This is a genomic window from Rhodothermus marinus, assembly GCF_009936275.1.
Classification (GTDB): Bacteria; Bacteroidota; Rhodothermia; order Rhodothermales; family Rhodothermaceae; genus Rhodothermus; species Rhodothermus marinus_A.
Genome location: NZ_AP019797.1, coordinates 2,305,705 through 2,327,898 on the forward strand (window position 1 = coordinate 2,305,705; position 22,194 = coordinate 2,327,898).

Genomic DNA, 22,194 nt, shown 5'->3' on the forward strand with positions numbered 1-22,194 from the left:
AGCAAACCATGGCCGAAACCACGCTGAAGCGCACCCCGCTTTACGAACGGCATCTGGCACTGGGAGCCCGTATGATGGGCTTCGGGGGCTTCGAAATGCCTGTGCAGTACAGCAGCATCATCGACGAGCACCTGGCCGTCCGGCAAGCAGCCGGTCTGTTCGACGTCTCCCACATGGGCGAAATTTTCGTGCGCGGGCCCCGCGCGTTCGACTTCGTGCAACACCTGATCACCAACGACGCCGCCCGTCTCTACGACGGCCGGGCGCTCTACACGGTCATGTGCACCCCCGAAGGGGGCGTGGTGGATGACCTGCTGGTCTATCGCTTCGACGCCGAAACCTACATGCTGGTGGTCAACGCCGCCAACATCGAGAAAGACTTCGCCTGGATGGCGGCGAACAACCCGATGGGCGCCCACCTGGAGAATCGCTCCGACGAGATCGCCCTGCTGGCGCTGCAGGGGCCGGCCGCCTTCGAGATCGCCCGGCATTTCGTGCCCGATCTGGCCCCGGACAACCCCCGCTACTATCACTTCCGGGTCATGGAACCGGGCACGTTTCTGGACTGCCGCTGGGCCGTGCTCTCGCACACCGGCTACACGGGTGAACCGGGCCTGGAGATCTACTGCGATGCCGACGAGGCCGTCCGCGTGTGGGACGCGCTGCTCGAGGTGGGCCAGGCCTACGGGCTCAGGCCGGCCGGACTGGGCGCGCGCGACACGCTTCGCCTGGAGGCCGGCTACTGCCTCTATGGCCACGAGCTGGACGAATCGACCAACCCGCTGGAAGCCGGCCTGAGCTGGGTGGTCAAGTTCGACAAAGGGGACTTCATCGGCCGCGAGGCGCTGCTGCGCATTAAAGAGAGCGGACCGGCCCGCCGCCTGATCGGACTGATTCTGGAAGAGCGAGGCATCCCGCGCGCCGGCTATCCGATCACCGACGAAGGCGGTACACCCATCGGCAAGGTGACCAGCGGTACGCTTTCGCCCGTGCTCCAGCAGGGCATCGCCCTGGGCTACGTGCCCAACCGCCCCGAATACACAGAGCCCGGGCGACGGCTCGGTGTGCAGATCAGAGGCCAGCATGTACCGGCCCGCGTCCACAAACCACCGTTCGTCGAGCTTCACAGAAAATAACGGGCGCGACCGGTCGGTAATCCCGGCGCTCTGCCGTAAATTTACAGGCTATCGGACCAGTTGAACCGGACGGACTGCAGAGCCGGGCAATGAACGTAGAGGTTTTTCTGACCGGAAGCCACGTGACGGAGGAAGACGTCGAGGGACGCACCGTCGTGGTGATCGACGTGCTGCGGGCATCTTCGACCATCATCACGGCACTGGCCAACGGGGCGCGGGCCGTCATTCCGGTGGCCGACATGGACCAGGCTGGCAAGATCGCCATGAACCTGGATCCGAGCACCTATCTGCTGGGCGGCGAGCGCGACGGCGACCGCATCGACGGCTACCACCTGGGCAACTCCCCGCTGGAATACACGCCGGACGTCGTCGAAGGCAAGACGATCATCCTGAACACGACGAACGGCACGCGTACCATCTGGAACGCCCGCAATGCCGAACATCTGATCGTGGGGAGCTTCCTCAATGCGGATCGTGTCGTGCAGTTCGTCCGGGAAGCCGGCCTGGACGTCACGATCATCTGCGCCGGTCGCAACAACCGGGTCGCGCTGGACGATGCGCTCTGCGCCGGCCTGCTCCTTCACCGCCTCTGGGAAGGTCGGGAGCCCGAATATGTCAGTGACGCCGCCCACATCGCGCTGACCCAGTACCTGCACGACCGCGACCGCCTGGCCGACGCGCTGCGGCACAGCAATCACGCCCGCTGGCTCATCGAGAAGGGCTACGGCGCCGACGTGGAGTACTGCCTGCAGCTCGACGCGCTGCCCGTCCTCCCCTACTACCGGGAAAATCGCCTGGTGCTGTACAGAGAGCGCCAGCTCTCCGAATCCGTCGGATAGGCTGCGCGTACAGAGCCCTGGCGTGCTGCAGGTGCGTATCGTATCTTTGGAGCATGGCCGGTACAACGTCCAGGCGTCGTCGCAAAGCGCGCAAGCCCGAAAAGGAAGCAGCTCCTGCGATTTCTCCCACACGTCGGCGGGAGATTCTGGGGCTGACGCTCATGGTGCTGGGGGTGCTGCTCACCCTGGCGCTGGTGACCTATCACCCTTCGGATAACGGGCTGGCCCGGCACTTTTCGCTCGGGGCTGCGCTGGACCCCGGCAACAACCGGGCGGAGAATGCGCTGGGGCTGGTGGGAGCCTCGCTGGCTTACCTCCTGGTGGCCCGCCTGTTCGGCTACGCTTCGGTGCTGCTTACCGGCCTGCTGGTCGCCTGGGGATATGTGATCTTTCGCGGCCGACGCTCCCGTGCGCTGCCGCTCTTCAGCGGTCTGATCCTGCTGCTGGTCCCGCTGCTGGCCGCCAGTTTTGGATGGATCGGCGTCGTCTTCGAAGCCGACCTGCACGCCTGGTCCGGCGACCTGGGACTGGGACTGGCCGGCTGGATGACCCGGGTCTTCGGCACCGTCGGAGCACTGGGGCTCCTGCTGCTGGGCCTTGCTTCGATGACCATGCTGCTGGTCGATCACGACCTGCAGCGCTCGCTCGACCGTCTGGAACACCTGCTGGCCGCCGCCCGCGAGGGGCTCCGCCGCCGCTGGCAATCCTGGCGCCAGCATCGGGCCGAACGCCGCCGCCAGCGCCGGGAAGCACGCAGGCACCGCCGCGAGGAGCGTCCGGAGCCCGCATCGCCTGCCTCCCCTCCACCGCCCCCCGAGCCGCGTCCGGCACCGGAGCCGGCAATCAGCGCCACCGAAGGCGACGCCATTCCACGGCACGAACTGCTGCGTGAGCTGGTCCGAGGTGAAACCCCTCCACCGAAGCCGGCTCCACCCGAGCCGGAACCCGCCGAGCCCCGCCAGCCCGAGCTGATCGTCCGCCAGGGCATCGAGGAAGAACGCGCCGACCGCATCGATCGCCCGGCCGAACTGCCCACGCTGGCTTCCTTACCCCCCTACAATCCGCCACCCATCGACCTGCTCGACGCGCCAGAGGCCCACGAGCGCCGCATCGACTACGAAGAACTGGAGGCCAACAAGCGCATCCTGCTCGACAAGCTGGCCACCTACAATATCGAGATCACCTCGATCAACGCGATCGTCGGCCCCACGGTCACGCTCTACGAGCTGACGCCGGCGCCCGGCGTCAAGATCAGCAAGATCACCTCGCTGGAAGACGACCTGGCCATGGCGCTGGCCGCGCCGGGCATCCGCATGATCGCCCCGATTCCCGGCAAGTCGGCCATCGGCGTGGAGATCCCCAACCGCCATCGCGAGCTGGTCCGCATCCGCGACGTGATCGGCACGGCCCGCTTCCGCGACGCGCAGATGGAGCTGCCCATTGCGCTGGGCAAGACCATCGAAGGCGAGGTTTATCTGCAGGACCTGACCCGCCTGCCGCACCTGCTCATCGCCGGTGCCACCGGCTCCGGGAAGTCGGTGGGCCTCAATGCACTCATTACGGGCCTGCTTTACGCCTGCCATCCGGCCAATCTCAAGTTCGTGATGATCGACCCCAAAAAGATCGAACTGCAGCAGTATGCGGCCGTGGTCGATCATTTCCTGGCCATGCCGGAAGGTGCCGAGGAGCCCATCATTACCGACTTCACGCAGGCGCTATCCGTCCTGAAAAGCTGCGAAAAAGAAATGGAGCTGCGCTACGACCTGCTTTCCAAGGCCGGCGTGCGCAGCATCAAAGACTACAACCGCCGCCTCAAAGAGGGCGCACTTTCCCCGGACGAAGGGCATCGCCACCTGCCCTACATCGTGGTGATCATCGACGAGCTGGCCGACCTGATGATGACGGCCGGTAAGGACATCGAAGGACCGATCGCCCGCCTGGCGCAGATGGCGCGGGCCGTGGGCATTCACCTGGTGCTGGCAACCCAGCGGCCCTCGGTGGACGTGATCACCGGCCTGATCAAGGCGAACTTCCCGGCCCGCATCGCCTATCAGGTGGCCACCAAAGTGGACTCGCGGACCATTCTCGACCAGAACGGCGCCGAGGGCCTGGTGGGCAACGGCGACCTGCTCTTCATGATGGGTAGCCAGTTGGTGCGCCTGCAGGGGCCGTTCGTGTCGATCGACGAGGTAGAGCGCGTCACCCGGTTCATTGCCGAGCAGCCGGGCCCCGGTCCCTACTGGTTGCCGAGCATCGAAGACGAACGAAACGGCGAAACCACCGGCGGCGGAAGCGGCGACAGCTACGACGAGCTTTTCGAAGAAGCCGCCCGGATCATCGTGCGCAGTCAGCAGGGCTCGGTGTCGCTCCTGCAGCGCAAGCTGTCGATCGGCTACACCCGCGCCGCCCGCATCGTGGATCAGCTCGAAGAGGCCGGCATCGTGGGTTCCTTCGAGGGCTCCAAGGCCCGCCGCGTGCTCGTGCAGAGCGAAGCCGAACTCGAAGAGCTGCTCCGCTCGCTACGCGCTGCTTCCTGACCGTCCTGAGGCCTCACCCCCGTCGCCGTTCAAGCATCTCGGCATACGTGAGCCATCGAGGAAGGGGCGTCATGGTACGATGGGTCAGATCGATGTGCCAGAGGTAGTGTATGTGGCCGTTCGTGACGAGCAGATACGGCGCACCGATCACACGGTTGTAGCGACCGGCCTGCTCGATCACGTCCTGCGTGATGGACACCGTCGGCGCCTTGCATTCGGCCAGCAACAATGGCCGTCCCGCCCGATCATACACCACCAGATCGGCCCGTCGCCCCATACCCTGATCCGTGAACGACGCCTCCAGCGCCACCAGCGAGGGCGGACACTTCAGCGCCTGCACCAGATACTGGGCCAGATGTTGCCGCACCCACTCTTCGGGCGTCAGGCGCACCCAGCGCCGCCGCAGCGGATCGAGCAGGTACACGTGCCCGCCTCGACGCTGCAACCGGAACGAATAGGCCGGGAAGTTCAGCGCTTCCATGGCTTCAGGAGGATGACACAGGGGCGGGCCGTCGGGCCCATACCAACCGAGGATTACCGGCCAGATCGCACTCGAGCCGCACCGCTTCGTAGCCACAGGCTTCAAACAGCGCAACCACGTCGGTGCCGTAGTGCGCATGTACCTCACAGGCCAGGCGGCCACCGGGTTTCAGCAGCACGTGACCGTGGCGGGCCAGCGCCCGGTAGAAGCGCAGCGGATCCTCGCCGGCATACAGCGCCACCGGTGGCTCGTAGTCGCGCACCTCGGGCGGCAGCTCGTCGGCTTCATGCAACGCTAAATACGGCGGATTCGAGACGATCAGGTCAAACGGTCCGGGCACGTTTTCCGGAAACGAATCGGCCAGCACGTCCGCTTCCACCCAGTGCACCTGCAGGCCCAAGCGCTCGGCGTTGCGCCGGGCGATGGCCAGCGCCTCCGGACTGATGTCGCAGGCCCATACGTTCGCATCCGACCGGTAGTGTTTGATGGCCAGCGCGATGCAGCCGCTGCCCGTTCCCACGTCCAGCACACGCGGGCCTGGCGTCGCTTGCAGTTCCTGAAGGACGCGTTCGGTCAGCCACTCCGTCTCCGGACGCGGCACCAACACGCCCGGTCCGACCTCCAGCCGGAGCCCCAGAAATTCCACATAGCCCAGCACGTACTGCAGCGGCTCGCGTCGCAGCCGTCGGGCCAGCAGCTCGGCAAAACGCGCCCGGCGGGCGGCATCGACGGGCCGCTCCGGATAGGCGTAGAGCTGCGCCCGTGAACACCCGAGCACCTCACAGAGCATCCATTCGGCATTCCGGCGGGCATCGGGCACCCCGGCCGCCTCCAGTCGTTGGATGGCCTGTTGCAGCAGCTCGCCCTGCGTGATCGTGCCGTTTTCCACGGGATCGTTGCCGGTCATGATCGCCAGCATGAACGGTCTGTTGAACGATTTGCTTCCGACCGAACGCCATGAAGACGTTCAAGAACAAAACGATTCTGATCACCGGTGCCTCGAGCGGCATCGGTGAGGCGATGGTTTACCAGCTCCGCGATCCATCGGTCAAACTATTGCTGGTAGCCCGTTCTGAGGACAAGCTGCAGGCGATGGTCGAAGCGCTGGAGCGTCAGGGTGTCTGGGCCCAGGCCTACCCCTGTGATCTTGCGCAACCCGGGGCGGCCGAAGCGCTGTTCCGGCGCCTTACGGATGATGGCTACCGGGTGGACGTGCTCATCAACAACGCCGGCTTCGGCAAGTACGGCCGCTTCGACCAGATCAGCCTGACCGACACGCTGGAGATGCTCCGGCTCAACATTGAGAACCTGGTGGCGCTCACGCACCTGTGCATCCCGCACATGCTGGAGCGCGGCGACGCAGGCATTCTGAACGTGGCCTCGACGGCCGGTTTTCAGGGCATTCCCTACATGGCCGTCTATGCCGCCACGAAAAGCTTCGTGATTTCTTTTTCCGAGGCACTGCATGCCGAGTACGCCGATCGGGGCATCACGGTGACCTGTCTGTGCCCGGGTCCGACAGCCACGGCCTTTCAGGAACGGGCCGGCATGCCCGTCGAAGGCGTTCGCCGCTTCATGGAATCGGCCGAAAAGGTCGCCATCGCCGGCCTGCGCGCCCTGCTTCGCGGCGAGGTGGTGCACGTCAGCGGGGCCTCCAATGCGGTGGTGGCCCGCCTCAGCCAGCTGACCCCGCGTCGGGTGCGGCTGGCCGTCACCCGTCAGCTGCTGGGCCCGCACGATGACACCTGAGCCGGCGGTTTCGACCGTCCACCCGAAAGATTTGACAATCGAATCCGGCAGGCCTTGATGTAAACGCTTACCTGCTTATCTTTAAACCTCGTTCGTAAAAAAACCATAGCCAACCCGCGTAAAGCCTATGACCACCCGCGATAAACTGGAAGCCCTGGCGGCTAACCTCTGGTGGAGCTGGAATCCCGAAGCGCTCCAGCTTTTCGAGCGGCTGAACCCGGAAGCCTTTCGGGTTTCGCACCACAATCCACTGGCGGCGCTTCGCGCAGCCGACCCGGCTATGCTGAACGATCGGCCTTTTCAGAAAGAAGTCGATCGCATCTACGAGGCCTTTCAGGCCTATCTCAACAGCCCATCACGCCTTGAGGACGCCCCGCGTACCGTCTATTTCTGCATGGAGTACGGCCTGCACGAAAGCCTGCCCTTCTACGCGGGCGGACTGGGCGTGCTGGCCGGCGACCACATCAAGGCCGCCTCGGACCTGGGCATTCCCATGACGGCCGTCGGGCTGTTTCTGCGCGAAGGATACTTCCGTCAGCGTTTCGACCACAGCGGCTGGCAGCTGGCCGACTATCCGGCCATGGACCCGCTCGACCATCCCATGTCGCTGGTTCACGGGCCGGACGGCTACCCGCTGGTGATCACCGTACATCTGGGCCGTCAGCCGCTCTACCTGCGAGCCTGGAAGCTGGAAGTCGGTCGCGTGCCGCTGTACCTGCTCGATGCGTCGTTCGATGCCAACCCCGAGCCGCTGCGCATCCTGACACGCCGACTCTACCAGGGCGACCGCCGCATTCGCCTCCAGCAGGAAATCATCCTGGGCATCGGTGGCGTGCGCCTGCTGCGAGCCCTGGAGCAGGACTTCGACGTCTATCACATGAATGAAGGACACTGCTCCTTTGTCACGCTGGAGCTGCTGCGCGAGCGGCTGGCGGCCGGCGAAGAGCGCGAGGCGGCCGAGGCCTGGGTGCGTCAGCACTGCGTCTTCACCACGCACACGCCCGTCATGGCCGGGCACGACCGCTTCGATCCGGGCCTGTTGCTGGAGCAGATGGAGACGTTCCGGCACCAGCTCGGACTGTCCGAAACCGACCTGCTGGCCTACGGCCGCGTCAATCCCAGCGACAGCACCGAGGCGTTCAACATGACGGTGCTGGGCCTCAAGATGTCGCGCAAGTCCAACGGGGTTTCGGCCATCAACGGCCTGGTGGCGCGCCGCCAGTGGCACCACCTGTACCCGGACCGCCCGGTCAACGAGGTGCCGATCGGCCACATCACCAACGGCGTGCACCTGCCCACCTGGACCGTCCCCCACGCCCGCCCCTTCCTGGAGCAGCACCTGGGCGACTGGCTCGAAGGCCGCTTCAACCTCGAGATCTGGAAGAAAGTGGACGATATTTCGGACGCCGAGCTGTGGCAGTACCGGTGCATGCTGCGTCGGCGGCTGGTGGAGTTTGTCAACGAATACGTCAAACACCAGTCGCTGCCCCAGGAGTCGCACCTGAACCCCGACGTACTGACGATCGGTTTTGCGCGGCGCTTTGCCACCTACAAGCGGGCGCCGCTGCTTTTCGAGGACATGGAGCGGGCCATCCAGCTCTTCACCCGGGAAGACCGGCCCATCCAGGTGATCTACTCTGGCAAGGCCCATCCGGCCGACGATGGCGGCAAACGTTTCATCCAGCAGATCTACGAGATCACACAGCATCCGGCCTTCCGGGGCAAGGTGGTCTTTGTCGAGGATTATGACATGCACATTGCCCGCATGCTCGTTTCGGGCTGCGACGTGTGGCTGAACAACCCGCGCCGTCCGCTGGAGGCCAGCGGCACCAGCGGCCAGAAGACGGCCATCCACGGCGGGCTAAACCTGTCGGTGCTGGACGGCTGGTGGCCCGAGGCGTACAACGGCCAGAACGGCTGGGCCTTTGGCCGCGAGGCAACCGGCTACTACGAGGATCCCGTCACGCAGGATGTGGAAGACCGCGAGGCGCTCTATCGCGTGCTCGAGTACGAGGTGATTCCGGCCTTCTACGAACGCAACGGCGAGGGGCTGCCGATCCGGTGGCTGACCCGCATGCGCCAGGCCATGCGCACCATCCCCGCCCGCTTCAATGCCGTACGCATGGTGCGCGAGTACGTGGAGCAGATTTACCGACCGGCCGAAGCGCCTACACCGGTCACCGCAACGATCAAGAACGAGAAGTAAACCACACATTCTTCTGGATAGCACAGAAAAAAAGCCCCATCCCGTGGGATGGGGCTTTTTTTCTGTAGCCAATCGCCTCGTTTCAGGTCGCTTTCTGCACCCAGGAGGTGCAGTAGCCGTTCGGGTGAATCGGCCCTTTGATGAGCTGACAGCCGCCACACTGGTCGGGGCTTTCAGCCGGGACATACAGCTGACAGTTGGCGCAGATCTTGTCGGGGTACGGCGAGTGGTCCGTGTACTGCAGGCTTTCCCGCATCTGGATTTCCTCGGCCGTCAGTCCCGACACATCGGTGCAGGTCAGCTCGGCGCTGGCCGATGTTCCACTTTCCGAGGCGGCTCCGCTCTGCTGTTGTTGCTGCTGGCCGCCTCCGCAGGCGCTCAGGAGCGCCGAGCCGCCGAGTCCGGCCAGTCCGAGCGCTCCGACCCGCAGCAGAAAGTCGCGACGCGTGACACGTTTGTCTTCCATGGCAGCTCCGGGGTCTTGGTTGAACGGGGGTCAAAGAACCTCTCAAAAGGTAGCGAGGTGGCACGCTAAAAACAACCTGGATTACACTTTTTTCACCACCAGCGAATTTCGAAGGCCTCGAACTCGCCCCGGGCCGGCAGCCAGTGCACCTGCACATCGTCGACGCGCGCAGCCGGTGGCCCCTGCCGCACGGCGTCGAGCAATTGCTCCAGCAGCTCACGCGGTCCTTCGGCCACCAGATAGACCGAGCCGTCCGGTTCGTTGCGCACCCAGCCGGTCAGTCCCAGCCGTCGGGCATGGTAGCGGACGAACTGTCGAAAACCCACGCCCTGCACCCGGCCTGTCACCCGGGCTTCCAGTCTGGCCTGTGCATCCAGGCTGTTCATGGCCGCAATGGCTGATAGATGCGGTAATTGTATGGACCAAGTTGCAGCGTATCGGTTGCCAGCGTGTCGGACCCAAAGACCTCCACCCAGCGTCGCCCGCGTATACCTTCGGGCAGGGCGACCGTTTCCGGCCGGTTGCGAACGTTAACGATCAGTAACAACGTATCGGCCTCGGTAGCCCGCAGGTACACGAGCACGTCGTCGGCTTCCGGATTCAGCACGGTCAGTTCGCCGTGGCGCAGCGCCTCGCTCGCCCGGTAAAAGTTCAGGTAGCGTCGGTAGAACGCATAGAGTGCCGGACTTTCGGGCGCCTCCCAGTTGTAGGGCGTGCGGGCGAAAAACGACACCCGCTCCCGCACGCCCAGCTCCTGTCCGTTGTAGAGCAGCGGCACGCCGGGCATGGACGTGGCCAGCACGAACGCCGCCATCGACCCTTTGTCGCCGCCAAAGAGTACCGGCGGCGGCGCATCCCACATCGTCTCGTCGTGGTTGGTGGTAAAGCGCAGCCGACGTGCACCCGGCGGCAGCAGCCCGAGCGTCGAGCCCACCTGTCGCACCAGCGTGTGCAGCGGTGCCCCGCGCCAGACCTCTTTCAGTTGATGGTAGAAGGGCCAGGCATAGGTCAGATCGAATCCGACCCGATGCATCTCCGGCTCAGCCGCTTCGGCCAGCATCAGCACCGGTTTGATCTTTTCCACCGAATCGATCGCCGCTTTCCAGAAGTCCAGCGGCACGCCGTGGGCCACGTCGCACCGATAGCCGTCGATGTCGAACTCCCGCACCCAGTACTGCATCACTTCGATCATCGCCTGGCGGAGCTCGGGATTGTCGTAGTTGAGATCGACCACGTCGGTCCAGTCCGTCGTGTCGCCGTTAAGCACCGGATAGGTGAAGCCGTCGATCGGCCCCGGCGTGTACCAGTCAGGGTGTTCCGTGACCCAGGGGTGGTCCCAGGCCGTATGGTTGGCCACCAGGTCAATGATGATGTGCATGCCGCGGGCGTGTACCGAATCGACCAGCGCACGGAAGTCCTCCTCGGTGCCGTAGTCGGGGTTGACCGCGTAGTAGTCTCGCACGGCATAGGGCGACCCCAGCGGCCCGATGTCCGTCTTGGCCCGCTTCTTTCCGACAGGATGAATCGGCATGAGCCAGAGCGTATTGACACCCAGCGCCTGCAGCGAATCCAGCCGCCTGATCACGCCCTGGAAGGTCCCCTCCGGCGAAAAGTCGGGCACAAAGATCTCGTAGAGCACCGCATCGGCGATCCATTCGGGCTTGCCCACCCCGGGCGGTACGGGGGGTAATTCCTGCTCAGGCGGTGCCTCGCATCCGGTCGCAATGAGCAGGCTCAACACCAGGTAAAACAACGGGCGCATCGTTCGAAACGGTTGATGAAAGGGCTTACCTTCCTCCGAAGTATAACACACCCCGGACACAACCGCTACCCTTCTTCGCTCCCCCCACAGAAATTCGACGCACTTTCCTGCAGGGAACCCGGTGCAATCTGTGCGAATTTTTCAGCAGTGCGACCGTCCTTTCCCAGATGTGTCATGGCGATTCTGACCGTTCCGAAGGTGCTGCGTGAGAAGCTCGGCGACGAGGGTGTCGAGGCACTTATCACGCTTTTGAACGAAGCGGCCCATCACGAACGCAACAACCTGCTTGGAATTCTGGAAGAACGTTTTGAGCGACGCGTGGCAGATGAGGGCGCACGTCTGGACAAACGAATCGCAGAAGAAGCGACGCGCCTGGAGGTGCTGCTGGCCGAGACGGAAAAGCGATTGGACCATCGAATCACAGAAGAAGTGGCCCGCCTGGAAGTGCTACTGGCTGAGACGGAAAAGCGATTGGATCAACGAATCGCAGGAGAGGTAGCGCGTCTGGAGGCGCTGCTGGCCGAGACGGAAAAGCGATTGGACCATCGAATCACAGAAGAAGTGGCCCGCCTGGAAGTGCTACTGGCTGAGACGGAAAAGCGATTGGATCAACGAATCGCAGGAGAGGTAGCCCGCCTGGACAAGCGAATCACAGAAGAAGCAGCAAAGGTGGACAACCGCATCACCGAAGAAGTGGCCGGACTCCGGCAGCAGATTGCAGCCGTAGATAACCGCATCACCTCGGAGATGGCCCGGATGGGCGAGCGCATGGCCGGGATGCGTGCCGACCTGATCCGATGGATGTTCATCTTCTGGGTGGGTCAGCTCGGCACGCTCATCGCCATTCTGTTTGCCTTTTTCCGGTGATCTGGGTCTTCACGGGGCTGTAGAAGCCCACGTCGCTATCTGGTCGATTCCTTCCCGGAACGTCGGGTAGCGGGGACGCCAACCGGTCTCGCGGCCAAACCGAGTATTCGAGGTGCACGTCGAGCGCGTGAAAAAAGTGACGGCGTGGGAGCCTGCCACCAGACGGGCCACCCAGACCGGCACGTGGAAAGGACGCGGGGCGTTGAGGCGATCAGCCCAGTAGGTCAGCACCTCCTGCACGCGGGCCGGTTCGTCGTCCACGACGTGCCAGCAACCCGAGCGGGCTGCCACAGCGGCTGTAACGAAAGCATCGGCGGCGTCGTCCAGGTGCAGCAGGCCCCACCGGGCCCGCCCGTCTCCAATGACAGGGATTCGGCACCGACGCAGTCCTTCACCGATCTGCCGCGTATGGGCCGCATCGGCCCCGTAGAACCAGCCGCAGCGCAGCACCGCCGTGGCGAAGCCATGCGCCTCGCCGGCTTCCCGGGCGATCAGCTCGCCGTCAAGGGCCGAACGTGAGGGGAAGTCCGGGCACGGGGGCGTTTCTTCATCGAAAAAACGATCGTCCGGCGGGCTGATCACCCAGACGACGCTCTGCTGCACATAGCAGCGGGCACCGATCCGGGCGGCGCAGGTTGTCAGCGCCCGCGTGCCTTCCTGTCGAATCCGATCGTTCATCGCCCAGTCTTGCGGCCGCACCCGGGTACGGACCGGAATCGCACTCGCCGCATGAATCACCACGTCGCAGCCATCGGCCGCCCACGCCAGCGCCTCGGCATCGAACAGACTGGCCTGCCGCGGCTCGCCACCCAGTTCCCTCACCTTTTGCGCCCCTTCCGGGGAGCGCACCAGCCCCACCACCCGATCGCCGCGCACCCGAAACCGTCGGACCAACCGCCGCCCCAGCACTCCCGTCGCTCCTGCAATGAATACCTGCATGTTCCGCCTGCGAATGTTTATGTGGAGTCCCGACGCCGAAGCAGCGCTGCGACCAGCAAAAATCCGACGAAGGCCAGCCCGCTCAGTCGCACTACGTCGGCCGTCAGCTGTGGCGTTCCCGTCAGCACCCATTCGGCCATCAACGCCACCAGCCCGAAGAGCAGTGCCAGAAAAACCGCCCCCAGCAGCACAAAGCGGGGCGAGCGGAAGGGCTCTGAATCGAACATGCCGTCCGGGGTTTCTCATGCCAACGAACGGCGTCCGGCCGGGATCCGCTCACAGGGCCAGTCCCAGCCCGAGATACACGACCAGCGACACGCCGGCCAGCAGCAGCGCATAGGGCAGCTGGGTGTTCACGTGGTCGATGTGATCGCAGGCGGCCGCCATGGACGAAATGATCGTCGTGTCCGAAAGCGGCGAGGCGTAGTCGCCGAAAATACCGCCCGAGAGCACGGCTCCCAGCATAAGCGGAAGCGGCAGCCCCAGCCCCTCGGCCAGCGGCAGCGCCACCGGAATCAGAATAGCAAAAGTCGTCCAGGAAGAACCCAGCGTGAAGGAGACGAAGCAGCCCACCAGAAATACCAGCGCAGGCAGCCACCAGACCGGCCAGTTCGGATCGATCAGTCCGACGAGGTAGGGTCCCATCTCCAGCGCCCGCGACACCTGTCCCAGCGCAAAGGCCAGCACGACCAGGACCGTCACGCCTACCAGTCCCGACATGCCCCGAAGCACCAGCGTGGTCGATCGGGCCAGCGAAAGCACGGGACGCCCGCCCCGGAGCGGCCGGGGCAGCGCATACAGTGCCATAGCCACCGCCACGGCCGTCGACACGGCCCAGAAGACGGCCGTCGAGCCGCTGCCGGCCATCAGGTTGCCCTCGCCCGTCACCCAGAGCCCCACGAAGATCATCCCCACCATGACGCCGAGCGGGATCAGAAAGTCGGAGGCCCGACAGGGCGCGCCTTCGACCGGCTTCAGGCCTGCAATTTCTTCGGCCACCAGCGGTTGCGCATCGGGACGCAGAAGCTGGCCCGTCGTCGCCGCCCGCCTTTCGGCCGCCCGCATCGGACCGAAGCCCCAGCCCGTCCAGGCTACCAGCAGCGCAAACAGAATGGTCAGCCAGCTGAAGACGTTATAGAGCAGCCCTTCGGCCAGCAGACGTACGGCCCCGTCCGAAATTCCCTGCGCGGCCAGCAATCCCAGCACGTAAGCGCCCCAGCCGTTGAGCGGAATCATCATGCAGACCGGCGCGCTCGTCGCATCGCAGTAGAACGCGAGCTTTTCGCGGGGCAGCCGCAGTCGATCGAAAAACGGCCGCCCCACGGCACCAACCACCAGTGAGGTGATGCTGGATTCGACAAAGATCACCAGGCCCACCAGCCAGGCCAGCAGTTCGGCTCCCCGCCGCGACGTGCCCCAGCCGCGCCGCTGCGCCCAGGCGATGAATCCCTGCACGCCGCCCGACGCCTGCACCAGCGCAATCAGGCCGCCCACCAGCAGGCAGAACATCACCACACGCGTGTTGCCCGCGTCGGCAAAGACGGCCACCAGTTCGTCGCCCAGCCGTCGCAGTCCCAGCAGCGGATGTCCCCCTTCCAGCAGCGTGGTGCCCAGCCAGAGTCCGACCAGCAGCGACAGATAGACCTGGCGCGTCCACAGGGCCAGCCCGATGGCCACAATCGGCGGAAGCAGGACGAGCCCGTCCATGGACCCGGCGGTTCAGCGGGGCTCGTTGCCCGGCTTCCACTTGATGTTGCAGCCCATCGAGGGGTACTGCGGGCCGCTCACCTTCCCGGTATCCAGCAGCTCGTCCAACGCCCGCTTCAGATCGGCCCCGGTGGCCGGACGCCCCTGGCCGGGCCGCGTGTCGTCGAATCGACCATGATAGACCAGCCGCCGATCGGCGTCGAACACGTACAGGTCCGGCGTGCAGAGCGCCCCGTACGCTTTCGCAACCTCCTGCGTCTCGTCGAACAGGTACGGAAACGGATAGCCCTTGGCCCGGGCACGCCGCGCCATCTCTTCGGGCGCGTCTTCCGGGTACTGCGCCGGATCGTTCGCATTGATCGCCACAAAGCGCACGCCCTTCGGCTGATAGGCCCGGGCCAATTCGATCAGGGCATCTTCAATGTGCTGGGCATAAGGACAGTGATTGCAGGTGAAGACCACCACAAGCGCCCGGGCATCGGCAAAATCCTCCAGACTGCGCGTGGGCTTGTCGAGCCCATCGGCTTCGGGATTGACCACGGGCAGTTCGAACGGAGGCGCTTCGGTACCCAGCGCGATCTCCTGCGAATACGTCAGAGCCATAGGGCATCGGCAGGTCTGGTGAGCAACAGAAAACGGCCGGCAGAGAAATGGCCGGCCGCTTCCGAAGGTTCCGTCAGGCGCGGGCGCCCGCCAACTCCTGCTCCAGTTCGAGCAGGCGGCGGATACGCTCCTCGGTGGGCGGGTGCGTCGAAAACAACCGGGCGATCCCGCCGCCGCTGAACGGATGCACGATGAACATGTGCGCCGTGGCCGGGTTGGCATCCATCGGGATATGGGCTACGCCGGCTTCGAGCTTCTCCAGCGCACGAGCCAGTGCCCGCGGCTTGCCACAGATGAGCGCTCCGCCCCGGTCGGCTGCAAACTCGCGTGCCCGCGAAATGGCCATCTGGATCAGCATGGCCGCCAGCGGCGCCAGAATCAGCATGAGCAACCCGGCCAGCGCATTGCCGCGGTCCCGGTCATGTGCCGGACCGAAGAAAAAGGCAAAGCGTGCCAGCATCGTGATGGCCGCCGCCAGCGTGGCCGCAATCGACGAGATCAGGATGTCCCGGTGCTTGATGTGCGCCAGCTCGTGCGCAATGACGCCCTCCAGCTCTTCCCGATTGAGCAGCCGTACGATCCCCTGCGTGACGGCCACCGCGCTGTGCTTCGGGCTACGGCCCGTGGCAAATGCATTGGGCTGCTCCGAGGGAATCACGTACACCCGCGGCATGGGCAGTCCGGCCCGCTGCCGCAGCCGGTCCACGATGTCGTAGAGTTCCGGCGCCTCCTCACGCGTAACCTCCCGGGCGCCGTACATCATCAGGACAATCTTGTCGCTGAACCAGTAGCTGAAAAAGTTCATCGCCACGGCAAAAAAGAAGGCGATGATCATGCCCTGCTCGCCGCCGATCGCTTCACCGATCAGCACAAAGAGCACGATCAGCAGGGCCATCAGCGCCGCCGTACGCAGCGTATTCGCCATGGTCATCTTCCGGGGATGGTTGACAGGTTACTGCCGTCTACAACGACGTCGGGATATACGACGGGAAGGAAGGCGGGTTCTACCCGCGGTCTTTACTTCCACGGTAAAAACGACGCAACCGGACGGTTACTCTTCGCCCAGCTCGAGCGCCATCAGGGCATCCTGCAGCTCGGCCAGGCTTTTCACGTCGCCCACCCGACGGGCCACTTCAATGCCCTGCCGGTAGGTGCGCACCGCGTCTTCGGTGCGCCCCAGCTCCCGGTAAAGCCGGGCCAGGTGGTAGTAAGTGCCCACATAGTCGGGATGATCGCGCACCAGCCCTTCGAAGAAATGGAGCGCCCGCTCCGTGTCGCCGCGTTTCCAGTACTCCTGCGCCAGCGCAAAGCGCGTGAAGGCATCGTCCGGATCTTCCCGGTAAAATTGCAGCAACTGTTCCAGTCGGTCCATAGCCAGCACACGGATTACCAGTGGCCGCCGGCTCCACCGCCGCCGAAGCTACCGCCACCCCCGGAGAAGCCGCCGAAATCACCGCCACCGCCCCATCCTCCGCCGCTACTCCAGCCGCCCCCGCCTCCGAATCCACCTCCCCAGATGATAATCGGCGGAAAGTCGGGTTCGCGGCGATAGACCCGATAGGGATAGCGGGCGCCTTTCCGCCCCCGGGGCGGTCCACCGCCGCTGCGCATGGCCGACAGGAAAAACAGCAGCACCACCAGCAGTACGAACAGCGAGGCCACGTTGACCCAGACGCCGCGATCGTCGGCCGCCCGGGGCGGCGGCTGAAACTCGCCCTGCGCCGCGGCAATGATCGCATCGACGGCCGCCGAAAGCCCCCCGTAAAAATCACCCCGACGAAAACGCGGCACGATGATGTCCCGTACGATCCGGCCGGCCAGCGCGTCGGGGATGGCGCCTTCGAGGCCGTAGCCCGTCGCGATGAACACCTCGCGTTCTTCACGGGCTACCAGAATGACCACGCCGTTGTCGTACTCCTTCTGTCCCACGCCCCAGCGCCGCCCCAGCTCCACGGCATAGTCGGCGGCCGGGATGCCGTTGAGCGTGGGCAGCGTCACGATCACGATCTGCGTCGAGGTCGTGTCGGCGTAGGTGGCCAGCTTCCGGCTCAGCATCTGCTCTTCCGCCGGGGTCAGCAGGTCGGCCAGGTCGGTGACCCACTGCCCGCTGGGCGGAATCACTTCAATCTGCTGCGCCAGCGCCACCGACGTCAGCAGCAGCGCCGGCAGCCAGCCGAGCCACCTTCCGCCGAATCGTCGCATGGGTCAGAGATCAAATTCTACCTGCGGCGCTTCCTGGGCGCTTTCGGCTGCCTCGAACGGTTGCTTGGGCACAAAACCCGTCAGGCTGGCCACCAGCACCGTCGGAAATCGCCGGACCAGCGTGTTGTAGCGCCGCACGGCTTCGTTGTAATCGCGTCGGGCCACGGCGATGCGGTTTTCCGTGCCTTCGAGCTGCACCAGCAGATCACGGAAGGCCTCCGTGGTCTGCAGCTGCGGATAGTTTTCGGCCACGGCCAGCAACCGGGCCAGCGCACTCGAAAGTTGCGCCTGCGCCTCCTGGAACTGCCGCACCTTCTCCGGATCGCTCAGATCTTCGACGCTCAGCGTGATCGACGTGGCACGCGCCCGCGCGTTTGTCACGGCCTCCAGCGTCTCGCGCTCGAAGTTGGCCGACGCCTGCACCGTCCGCACCAGGTTGGGAATCAGATCGGCGCGGCGTTGATACTGCGCCTGCAGGTCGGCCCAGGCACGGGCCACCATCTCATCGGCTTCAACCATCCGGTTGTAGGCGCTGCAGCCGGCGCAGCCGGCCATGCCGAGCAGCAGCACCACCACAACCAGGGCCAGCAGTCCTTTGCTTCGCATAGCGGTTTGCTTCAGGCCTGAACAGACACACGGCCCGCCTACGCAGGCGCGAAAGATCGGGTTTCAATCAAAAGCAACCGTCCCGCAACAATCTGACGGCTGAACGATTAAGATAGAACGGCGTGCGTTTTGCAACGGATTGCGTTATCTTTGTCTGATCCGATCAAGCCATCATACTCGCGATGAAGAAATCACTGCGTTACACCCTCCCGGCCGTTTTGCTGCTGGCGCTGGGCATTCTGCTGGGCTGGAATCTGCAGCAGGCCGTTTCCGACACCGACACGCTGGCCAGCCTGCGCAAGCTCGAAGAAGCTTTCCTGACGATCACGCAGCGCTACGTCGATCCGGTCGAGCCCGAACCGCTGGCCGAGGAGGCCATCCGGGCCATGCTTCAGGAGCTGGATCCCCACTCCGTGTACATCACCGCCGAAGAGATGAAGGAGCTTCGGGAAAGCTACCAGGGCTCTTTCGGCGGCATCGGTATCTGGTTCGAGGTAGTGGATGACACAGCCCGTGTGGTGGCCACCATCAGCGGCGGACCCAGCGAGGCGGTCGGGCTGCAACCCGGCGATCGGATCATCAAAATCGAAGACTCCAGTGCCGTCGGCCTGTCCTCCACCGAAATCCAGAAGCGCCTCAAAGGTCCGGAAGGCACCAAAGTGCGCGTAACCATTCGCCGGCTGGGCGTTCGCGAGCCGCTGGAGTTTACGATCACGCGTGACCGCATTCCGCTCTATACGGTCGATGCCGCCTACATGCTCGACGAGCGGACCGGCTACATCCGCATCAGTCGCTTTGCCATGACCACCTATGACGAATTCCTGGAACACCTGGATCGGCTCAAGCGGCAGGGCATGGAGCGGCTGGTGCTGGACCTGCGCGGCAATCCGGGCGGCATCATGGAGACGGCCGTCGAGCTGGTCGATGAGCTGCTGCCCGAAGGCTACACGATCGTCTACACGCGCGGGCGCATTGCCCAGGCGGAAATGACCCGCCGCTCCACCTCGGGCGGTCGCTTCGAGACGCAGCCGGTCATCGTGCTGGTCGATCGCAACTCGGCCTCGGCCAGCGAGATCGTGGCCGGCGCGCTACAGGACAACGACCGGGCGCTGATTGTGGGGCTGCGTACCTTCGGCAAAGGGCTGGTGCAGAACCAGTTCCCGCTTTCGGACGGCAGCGTCATCCAGCTGACGGTCGCCCGCTACTACACGCCCTCGGGCCGCCTGATCCAGACGCCGTACCACGGCGGCGACCTGGAAGACTACTACCGGGAAAAGTTCGCCGACTACGAAACGGCCGTCTTCCATCCGGAGGATTACATCAACGAAATTCCGGACTCGCTGAAATTCAAGACGGTGCACGGCCGCACGGTCTTTGGCGGTGGCGGCATTCTGCCCGACGTGATCGTGCCGCCCGACACGAACTCCATCCTGCTGGAAGTCAGTCGCCGCAACCTGCCCTCCACCTTCATCCGCACCTGGTTCAACCAGCACGAGCAGGAGATCCGGCAGCAGTGGAACAACCGGAAGGACGCCTTCATGGCTTCGTTCGAGGTGGACGACGCGCTGTGGCAGGCCTTCCTGGATTATGCCCGGGAGCAGGGACTCTTTGCCGCCGACTCTGCCGCGACGCATCGCTTCACGGTCGCACAGGCCGAAGCACACCGGCACGAGCTGAGCACGCTGCTGAAAGCCTATCTGGCCTGGCAGCTGTTCGGCCGCGAGGCGTCGATCCCGCTGTTCAACGAAATCGATCCGGTCCTGCACGAAGCGCTCAAGCACTGGGATCGGGCCGAGGCGCTGGCCGCCTATTTCGCCCCAAAGGCAGGCGACACAGTGCGCAAAGGGCGTTAGTCAGGTTGACAGACGGGCGCTGACACGGTGACCGATTCGACAGGCGGCATGCCCATGGGCATGCCGTTTGTCTTTTATAATGGACGGTCGGTCGGGCGCGACAGGATGTCCGATCGACCAGGTCGGTTGGCGTATTGCGTAACCCACAAACCAAACCGGAGGAGGAGCCATGGCCGAGGTGATGCGCTATACGTCGCCGACGACGCTGCTGTCGGAGCTGCAGCGGGAAGTGGACCGGCTGTTCGAGAACTTCTTCGGTGGCTGGCTGCGGCCTGAGGTCGAGTCGGCGGTCTGGACGCCCACGGTGGACCTGCTGGAGACGGACGACGCCTACCTCATCTACATGGACCTGCCCGGCGTGAACCGGGACCAGGTCACGATCACCTTCGAGAACGGCACGCTGCAGGTGAGCGGTGAGCGGGTGCAGCCCGAGCACAAGGACGCTCAGTATCACCGGATGGAGCGGTGGTATGGCCGCTTCTTCCGGTCGTTCAACCTGGGCCAGAACGTGAATCCGGATAAGATCAAGGCCCACTTCGAGAATGGCGTCCTTGTGATCGAGGCACCGAAGACGGAGGAGAGCAAGCCGGTGCGGATCAAGATCTCGTAAGCGGCCCGTAAGCCGCGGCACCGGCTTGCTCGGTGCCGCTTGCCGCCGAAACTGAAAGCCCCGCACTTCACAGGCGGGGCTTTGGTGTTTTTATAGCGGCCGCTCGCCTTCCTGCGCCTGGGGCTCCCGGAGTTTGCGGTGGCGGATGTCCACGCCTTCGATCAGAAAGACCACGCTCTCGGCGATGTTCTTGGCGTGGTCCGAAATGCGCTCCAGCGCCTTGCTGGCCGTGATCAGATGGGCCACCGCTTCGAGATGCTCCGGATGCTGCTGGCCAAAGCGTACCAGTTGTTCGAAGTTTTCCCGGTGCAACCGGTCGATCTGCAGGTCTTCGGCCAGCACCTGACGCGCCAGCAGGCGATCCCGCTTCAGGAAGGCCTCCTGCACCTGCCGGAGCATGGCCCGCGAGGCGTCGGCCATCTCCTCGATGCGCGTCTGCGCCAGCGCCTCGGGCGCCTGCACCACGTAGGGCGTGTGCTTGGCGAGGTTCTTACAGTGGTCGCCAATGCGCTCCAGGTCGGTGTTGACCTTGACGGCCGTGATGATCATGCGCAGCTCGGCCGCCACCGGATGGTGCAGCGCCAGAATGCGTTCGCACTGCCGGTCGATCTTCAGCTCGTAGGCGTCCACCTCGTCGTCCCGCGCCCGCACGCGCTCGGCCAGTTCCAGATCGCGCCGAAGCAATGCATCGATGGCATTGGCCATCTGTTCGTCGACCAGATCGGCCATCTCGAACAGCATACGCTGCAGGACCAGCAGCTCGTCGTCGATATGTCGATGTACGGTCATCGTCCGTAGCAGCTTAGCCAAACCGTCCGGTAATATAATCTTCCGTACGTTTTTCGCGGGGGCGCGTGAAAAGTTCGTCAGTCCGGTTCATCTCGACCAGCTCGCCCATGTAGAAGAAGGCCGTCGTGTCGCTGATGCGCGAGGCCTGGTGCATGTTGTGCGTGACGATGACGATCGTGTAGGATTTTTTGAGTTCCAGGATGGTCTCCTCCAGCTTGGCCGTGGCGATCGGGTCAAGCGCGCTGGCCGGTTCGTCCATCAACAGCACCTCGGGCTCAACGGCCAGCGCCCGTGCGATGCAGAGGCGCTGCTGTTGCCCGCCGCTGAGTCCGTAGGCGTTCTCGTGCAGCCGATCTTTCACCTCGTCCCAGAGCGCGGCCAGCCGCAGGCAACGCTCGACGAGTTCGTCCATGTTGCCCCGGTAGCCGTTGATGCGCGCGCCCCAGGCCACGTTCTGGTAGATCGACTTCGGGAACGGATTGGGTTTCTGGAAGACCATCCCCACACGCCGCCGCACCACCACGGGATCCATCTCCCGATAGATGTCGCGGCCGTCCAGCAGCACCGTTCCCTCCATGCGCGTGTTGGGGATCAGCTCGTTCATGCGGTTGAGGCAGCGCAGCAGCGTGCTCTTGCCGCAGCCCGAAGGCCCGATGAAGGCGGTCACCTCGTTGGGCAGAATCTGCAGCGAGATGTCCTTCAGCGCCAGTTTGTCCCCGTACCAGAAGTACAGATTCCGCACCTCCATCTTGGGCCGTACGCGGGCGGCTTCGCTGTCGCGGCTCAACCCGAACGTTTCGGCGGAAGGCACTTTTTCGGCGGGCGAAACGTGATCGGCCATG

General features: G+C 64.4%; 23 protein-coding genes. 8 read left to right on the top strand and 15 right to left on the bottom strand.

What is annotated here, in order from left to right; translation table 11 throughout:
- Positions 1 to 8: 8 nt before the first annotated feature.
- From gcvT to GYH26_RS09930, 3 genes are all read left to right on the top strand, one after another.
- On the top strand, positions 9 to 1,136 hold the full coding sequence (gene gcvT / locus GYH26_RS09920) for a glycine cleavage system aminomethyltransferase GcvT (protein WP_161541519.1): 1,128 nt from the start codon (positions 9 to 11) through the stop codon (positions 1,134 to 1,136).
- A gap of 89 nt (positions 1,137 to 1,225) precedes the next feature.
- Positions 1,226 to 1,975, top strand: a complete 750-nt coding sequence (locus GYH26_RS09925; RefSeq protein ID WP_161541520.1) for a 2-phosphosulfolactate phosphatase — start codon at positions 1,226 to 1,228, stop codon at positions 1,973 to 1,975.
- Positions 1,976 to 2,028: 53 nt separating this feature from the next.
- On the top strand, positions 2,029 to 4,512 hold the full coding sequence (locus tag GYH26_RS09930; RefSeq protein WP_161541521.1) for an FtsK/SpoIIIE family DNA translocase: 2,484 nt from the start codon (positions 2,029 to 2,031) through the stop codon (positions 4,510 to 4,512).
- 13 nt (positions 4,513 to 4,525) lie between these two features.
- Here GYH26_RS09930 and GYH26_RS09935 read toward each other — a convergent pair whose 3' ends face one another.
- On the bottom strand, positions 4,526 to 4,993 hold the full coding sequence (locus GYH26_RS09935) for a type I restriction enzyme HsdR N-terminal domain-containing protein (protein WP_012844302.1): 468 nt from the start codon (positions 4,991 to 4,993) through the stop codon (positions 4,526 to 4,528).
- Positions 4,994 to 4,997: 4 nt separating this feature from the next.
- Positions 4,998 to 5,912: a peptide chain release factor N(5)-glutamine methyltransferase gene (gene prmC / locus GYH26_RS09940; protein ID WP_161541522.1), complete on the bottom strand. Its 915-nt coding sequence runs from the start codon at positions 5,910 to 5,912 to the stop codon at positions 4,998 to 5,000.
- A 38-nt stretch (positions 5,913 to 5,950) separates the two neighbouring features.
- On the opposite strand from prmC, the gene GYH26_RS09945 reads away from it, so the two are divergent.
- Entirely contained in the window at positions 5,951 to 6,742 is a 792-nt protein-coding gene (locus GYH26_RS09945) for an SDR family NAD(P)-dependent oxidoreductase (protein ID WP_161541523.1), read from the top strand.
- Between the two features lie 127 nt (positions 6,743 to 6,869).
- Positions 6,870 to 8,948, top strand: a complete 2,079-nt coding sequence (gene glgP, locus GYH26_RS09950; RefSeq protein WP_161541524.1) for an alpha-glucan family phosphorylase — start codon at positions 6,870 to 6,872, stop codon at positions 8,946 to 8,948.
- Between the two features lie 82 nt (positions 8,949 to 9,030).
- Here the strand turns inward: glgP and GYH26_RS09955 are convergent, their stop codons facing one another.
- The 3 genes from GYH26_RS09955 to GYH26_RS09965 all read right to left on the bottom strand — a co-directional run bounded on the left by GYH26_RS09955 (position 9,031) and on the right by GYH26_RS09965 (position 11,176).
- On the bottom strand, positions 9,031 to 9,414 hold the full coding sequence (locus GYH26_RS09955) for a high-potential iron-sulfur protein (RefSeq protein WP_161541525.1): 384 nt from the start codon (positions 9,412 to 9,414) through the stop codon (positions 9,031 to 9,033).
- A gap of 92 nt (positions 9,415 to 9,506) precedes the next feature.
- Positions 9,507 to 9,800 (bottom strand): acylphosphatase, encoded by a 294-nt coding sequence (locus GYH26_RS09960; protein ID WP_012844307.1) that lies wholly within the window; start codon positions 9,798 to 9,800, stop codon positions 9,507 to 9,509.
- Complete coding sequence (locus GYH26_RS09965) at positions 9,797 to 11,176, bottom strand: alpha-amylase family glycosyl hydrolase (RefSeq protein WP_161541526.1); 1,380 nt, start codon at positions 11,174 to 11,176, stop codon at positions 9,797 to 9,799. Before GYH26_RS09965 ends, GYH26_RS09960 begins: the two co-directional genes overlap by 4 nt.
- 174 nt (positions 11,177 to 11,350) lie before the next feature.
- Between GYH26_RS09965 and GYH26_RS09970 the strand changes: the two genes are divergently transcribed.
- Positions 11,351 to 12,043 carry an LA_3696 family protein gene (locus GYH26_RS09970; protein ID WP_161541527.1) on the top strand — a complete coding sequence of 231 codons (693 nt, stop codon included), beginning with the start codon at positions 11,351 to 11,353 and terminating at the stop codon, positions 12,041 to 12,043.
- Positions 12,044 to 12,052: 9 nt separating this feature from the next.
- Here the strand turns inward: GYH26_RS09970 and GYH26_RS09975 are convergent, their stop codons facing one another.
- From GYH26_RS09975 to GYH26_RS10010, 8 genes are all read right to left on the bottom strand, one after another.
- The gene (locus tag GYH26_RS09975) at positions 12,053 to 12,982 is read right to left on the bottom strand and encodes an NAD-dependent epimerase/dehydratase family protein (RefSeq protein WP_161541528.1); all 930 of its coding nucleotides are present in this window, start codon (positions 12,980 to 12,982) and stop codon (positions 12,053 to 12,055) included.
- Positions 12,983 to 12,999: 17 nt separating this feature from the next.
- Positions 13,000 to 13,209 (bottom strand): hypothetical protein, encoded by a 210-nt coding sequence (locus GYH26_RS09980; RefSeq protein ID WP_161541529.1) that lies wholly within the window; start codon positions 13,207 to 13,209, stop codon positions 13,000 to 13,002.
- A 49-nt stretch (positions 13,210 to 13,258) separates the two neighbouring features.
- A complete protein-coding gene (locus GYH26_RS09985) occupies positions 13,259 to 14,689 on the bottom strand; it encodes a Na+/H+ antiporter NhaC family protein (RefSeq protein ID WP_161541530.1) in 1,431 nt (476 codons plus the stop codon).
- 12 nt (positions 14,690 to 14,701) lie between these two features.
- Positions 14,702 to 15,292 carry a thioredoxin family protein gene (locus GYH26_RS09990; protein WP_161541531.1) on the bottom strand — a complete coding sequence of 197 codons (591 nt, stop codon included), beginning with the start codon at positions 15,290 to 15,292 and terminating at the stop codon, positions 14,702 to 14,704.
- Between the two features lie 73 nt (positions 15,293 to 15,365).
- Positions 15,366 to 16,217, bottom strand: coding sequence for a zinc metalloprotease HtpX (gene htpX, locus GYH26_RS09995; RefSeq protein WP_012844313.1), 852 nt, complete (start codon positions 16,215 to 16,217; stop codon positions 15,366 to 15,368).
- 126 nt (positions 16,218 to 16,343) lie between these two features.
- Entirely contained in the window at positions 16,344 to 16,664 is a 321-nt protein-coding gene (locus GYH26_RS10000) for a tetratricopeptide repeat protein (protein ID WP_161541532.1), read from the bottom strand.
- 14 nt (positions 16,665 to 16,678) lie between these two features.
- The gene (locus GYH26_RS10005) at positions 16,679 to 17,494 is read right to left on the bottom strand and encodes a TPM domain-containing protein (protein WP_161541533.1); all 816 of its coding nucleotides are present in this window, start codon (positions 17,492 to 17,494) and stop codon (positions 16,679 to 16,681) included.
- Positions 17,495 to 17,497: 3 nt separating this feature from the next.
- On the bottom strand, positions 17,498 to 18,100 hold the full coding sequence (locus GYH26_RS10010; protein ID WP_161541534.1) for a LemA family protein: 603 nt from the start codon (positions 18,098 to 18,100) through the stop codon (positions 17,498 to 17,500).
- 182 nt (positions 18,101 to 18,282) lie between these two features.
- Between GYH26_RS10010 and GYH26_RS10015 the strand changes: the two genes are divergently transcribed.
- Together GYH26_RS10015 and GYH26_RS10020 are read left to right on the top strand one after the other, a co-directional pair.
- Entirely contained in the window at positions 18,283 to 19,953 is a 1,671-nt protein-coding gene (locus GYH26_RS10015) for a S41 family peptidase (RefSeq protein ID WP_161541535.1), read from the top strand.
- Between the two features lie 169 nt (positions 19,954 to 20,122).
- Positions 20,123 to 20,563: an Hsp20/alpha crystallin family protein gene (locus tag GYH26_RS10020; RefSeq protein WP_054682858.1), complete on the top strand. Its 441-nt coding sequence runs from the start codon at positions 20,123 to 20,125 to the stop codon at positions 20,561 to 20,563.
- Between the two features lie 90 nt (positions 20,564 to 20,653).
- On the opposite strand, the gene phoU is transcribed toward GYH26_RS10020, so the two are convergent.
- Positions 20,654 to 21,352, bottom strand: coding sequence for a phosphate signaling complex protein PhoU (phoU, locus tag GYH26_RS10025; protein WP_161541536.1), 699 nt, complete (start codon positions 21,350 to 21,352; stop codon positions 20,654 to 20,656).
- 13 nt (positions 21,353 to 21,365) lie between these two features.
- A complete protein-coding gene (gene pstB, locus GYH26_RS10030) occupies positions 21,366 to 22,193 on the bottom strand; it encodes a phosphate ABC transporter ATP-binding protein PstB (RefSeq protein ID WP_014067341.1) in 828 nt (275 codons plus the stop codon).
- Position 22,194: the final 1 nt, after the last annotated feature.

What these genes read in the sequence shown, in the direction of transcription:
- GYH26_RS09960 (WP_012844307.1), bottom strand. Translation starts at nt 9,800, where the DNA reads ATGAACAGCCTGGATGCACAGGCCAGACTGGAAGCCCGGGTGACAGGC.
- GYH26_RS09925 (WP_161541520.1), top strand. Translation starts at nt 1,226, where the DNA reads ATGAACGTAGAGGTTTTTCTGACCGGAAGCCACGTGACGGAGGAAGAC.
- GYH26_RS09985 (WP_161541530.1), bottom strand. Translation starts at nt 14,689, where the DNA reads ATGGACGGGCTCGTCCTGCTTCCGCCGATTGTGGCCATCGGGCTGGCC.
- GYH26_RS10015 (WP_161541535.1), top strand. Translation starts at nt 18,283, where the DNA reads ATGAAGAAATCACTGCGTTACACCCTCCCGGCCGTTTTGCTGCTGGCG.
- phoU (WP_161541536.1), bottom strand. Translation starts at nt 21,352, where the DNA reads ATGACCGTACATCGACATATCGACGACGAGCTGCTGGTCCTGCAGCGT.
- pstB (WP_014067341.1), bottom strand. Translation starts at nt 22,193, where the DNA reads ATGGCCGATCACGTTTCGCCCGCCGAAAAAGTGCCTTCCGCCGAAACG.
- GYH26_RS09965 (WP_161541526.1), bottom strand. Translation starts at nt 11,176, where the DNA reads ATGCGCCCGTTGTTTTACCTGGTGTTGAGCCTGCTCATTGCGACCGGA.
- GYH26_RS09975 (WP_161541528.1), bottom strand. Translation starts at nt 12,982, where the DNA reads ATGCAGGTATTCATTGCAGGAGCGACGGGAGTGCTGGGGCGGCGGTTG.
- gcvT (WP_161541519.1), top strand. Translation starts at nt 9, where the DNA reads ATGGCCGAAACCACGCTGAAGCGCACCCCGCTTTACGAACGGCATCTG.
- GYH26_RS09980 (WP_161541529.1), bottom strand. Translation starts at nt 13,209, where the DNA reads ATGTTCGATTCAGAGCCCTTCCGCTCGCCCCGCTTTGTGCTGCTGGGG.
- GYH26_RS10005 (WP_161541533.1), bottom strand. Translation starts at nt 17,494, where the DNA reads ATGCGACGATTCGGCGGAAGGTGGCTCGGCTGGCTGCCGGCGCTGCTG.
- prmC (WP_161541522.1), bottom strand. Translation starts at nt 5,912, where the DNA reads ATGCTGGCGATCATGACCGGCAACGATCCCGTGGAAAACGGCACGATC.
- GYH26_RS09955 (WP_161541525.1), bottom strand. Translation starts at nt 9,414, where the DNA reads ATGGAAGACAAACGTGTCACGCGTCGCGACTTTCTGCTGCGGGTCGGA.
- GYH26_RS09970 (WP_161541527.1), top strand. Translation starts at nt 11,351, where the DNA reads ATGGCGATTCTGACCGTTCCGAAGGTGCTGCGTGAGAAGCTCGGCGAC.
- GYH26_RS10020 (WP_054682858.1), top strand. Translation starts at nt 20,123, where the DNA reads ATGGCCGAGGTGATGCGCTATACGTCGCCGACGACGCTGCTGTCGGAG.
- glgP (WP_161541524.1), top strand. Translation starts at nt 6,870, where the DNA reads ATGACCACCCGCGATAAACTGGAAGCCCTGGCGGCTAACCTCTGGTGG.
- GYH26_RS10010 (WP_161541534.1), bottom strand. Translation starts at nt 18,100, where the DNA reads ATGCGAAGCAAAGGACTGCTGGCCCTGGTTGTGGTGGTGCTGCTGCTC.
- GYH26_RS10000 (WP_161541532.1), bottom strand. Translation starts at nt 16,664, where the DNA reads ATGGACCGACTGGAACAGTTGCTGCAATTTTACCGGGAAGATCCGGAC.
- GYH26_RS09945 (WP_161541523.1), top strand. Translation starts at nt 5,951, where the DNA reads ATGAAGACGTTCAAGAACAAAACGATTCTGATCACCGGTGCCTCGAGC.
- htpX (WP_012844313.1), bottom strand. Translation starts at nt 16,217, where the DNA reads ATGGCGAATACGCTGCGTACGGCGGCGCTGATGGCCCTGCTGATCGTG.
- GYH26_RS09930 (WP_161541521.1), top strand. Translation starts at nt 2,029, where the DNA reads ATGGCCGGTACAACGTCCAGGCGTCGTCGCAAAGCGCGCAAGCCCGAA.
- GYH26_RS09990 (WP_161541531.1), bottom strand. Translation starts at nt 15,292, where the DNA reads ATGGCTCTGACGTATTCGCAGGAGATCGCGCTGGGTACCGAAGCGCCT.
- GYH26_RS09935 (WP_012844302.1), bottom strand. Translation starts at nt 4,993, where the DNA reads ATGGAAGCGCTGAACTTCCCGGCCTATTCGTTCCGGTTGCAGCGTCGA.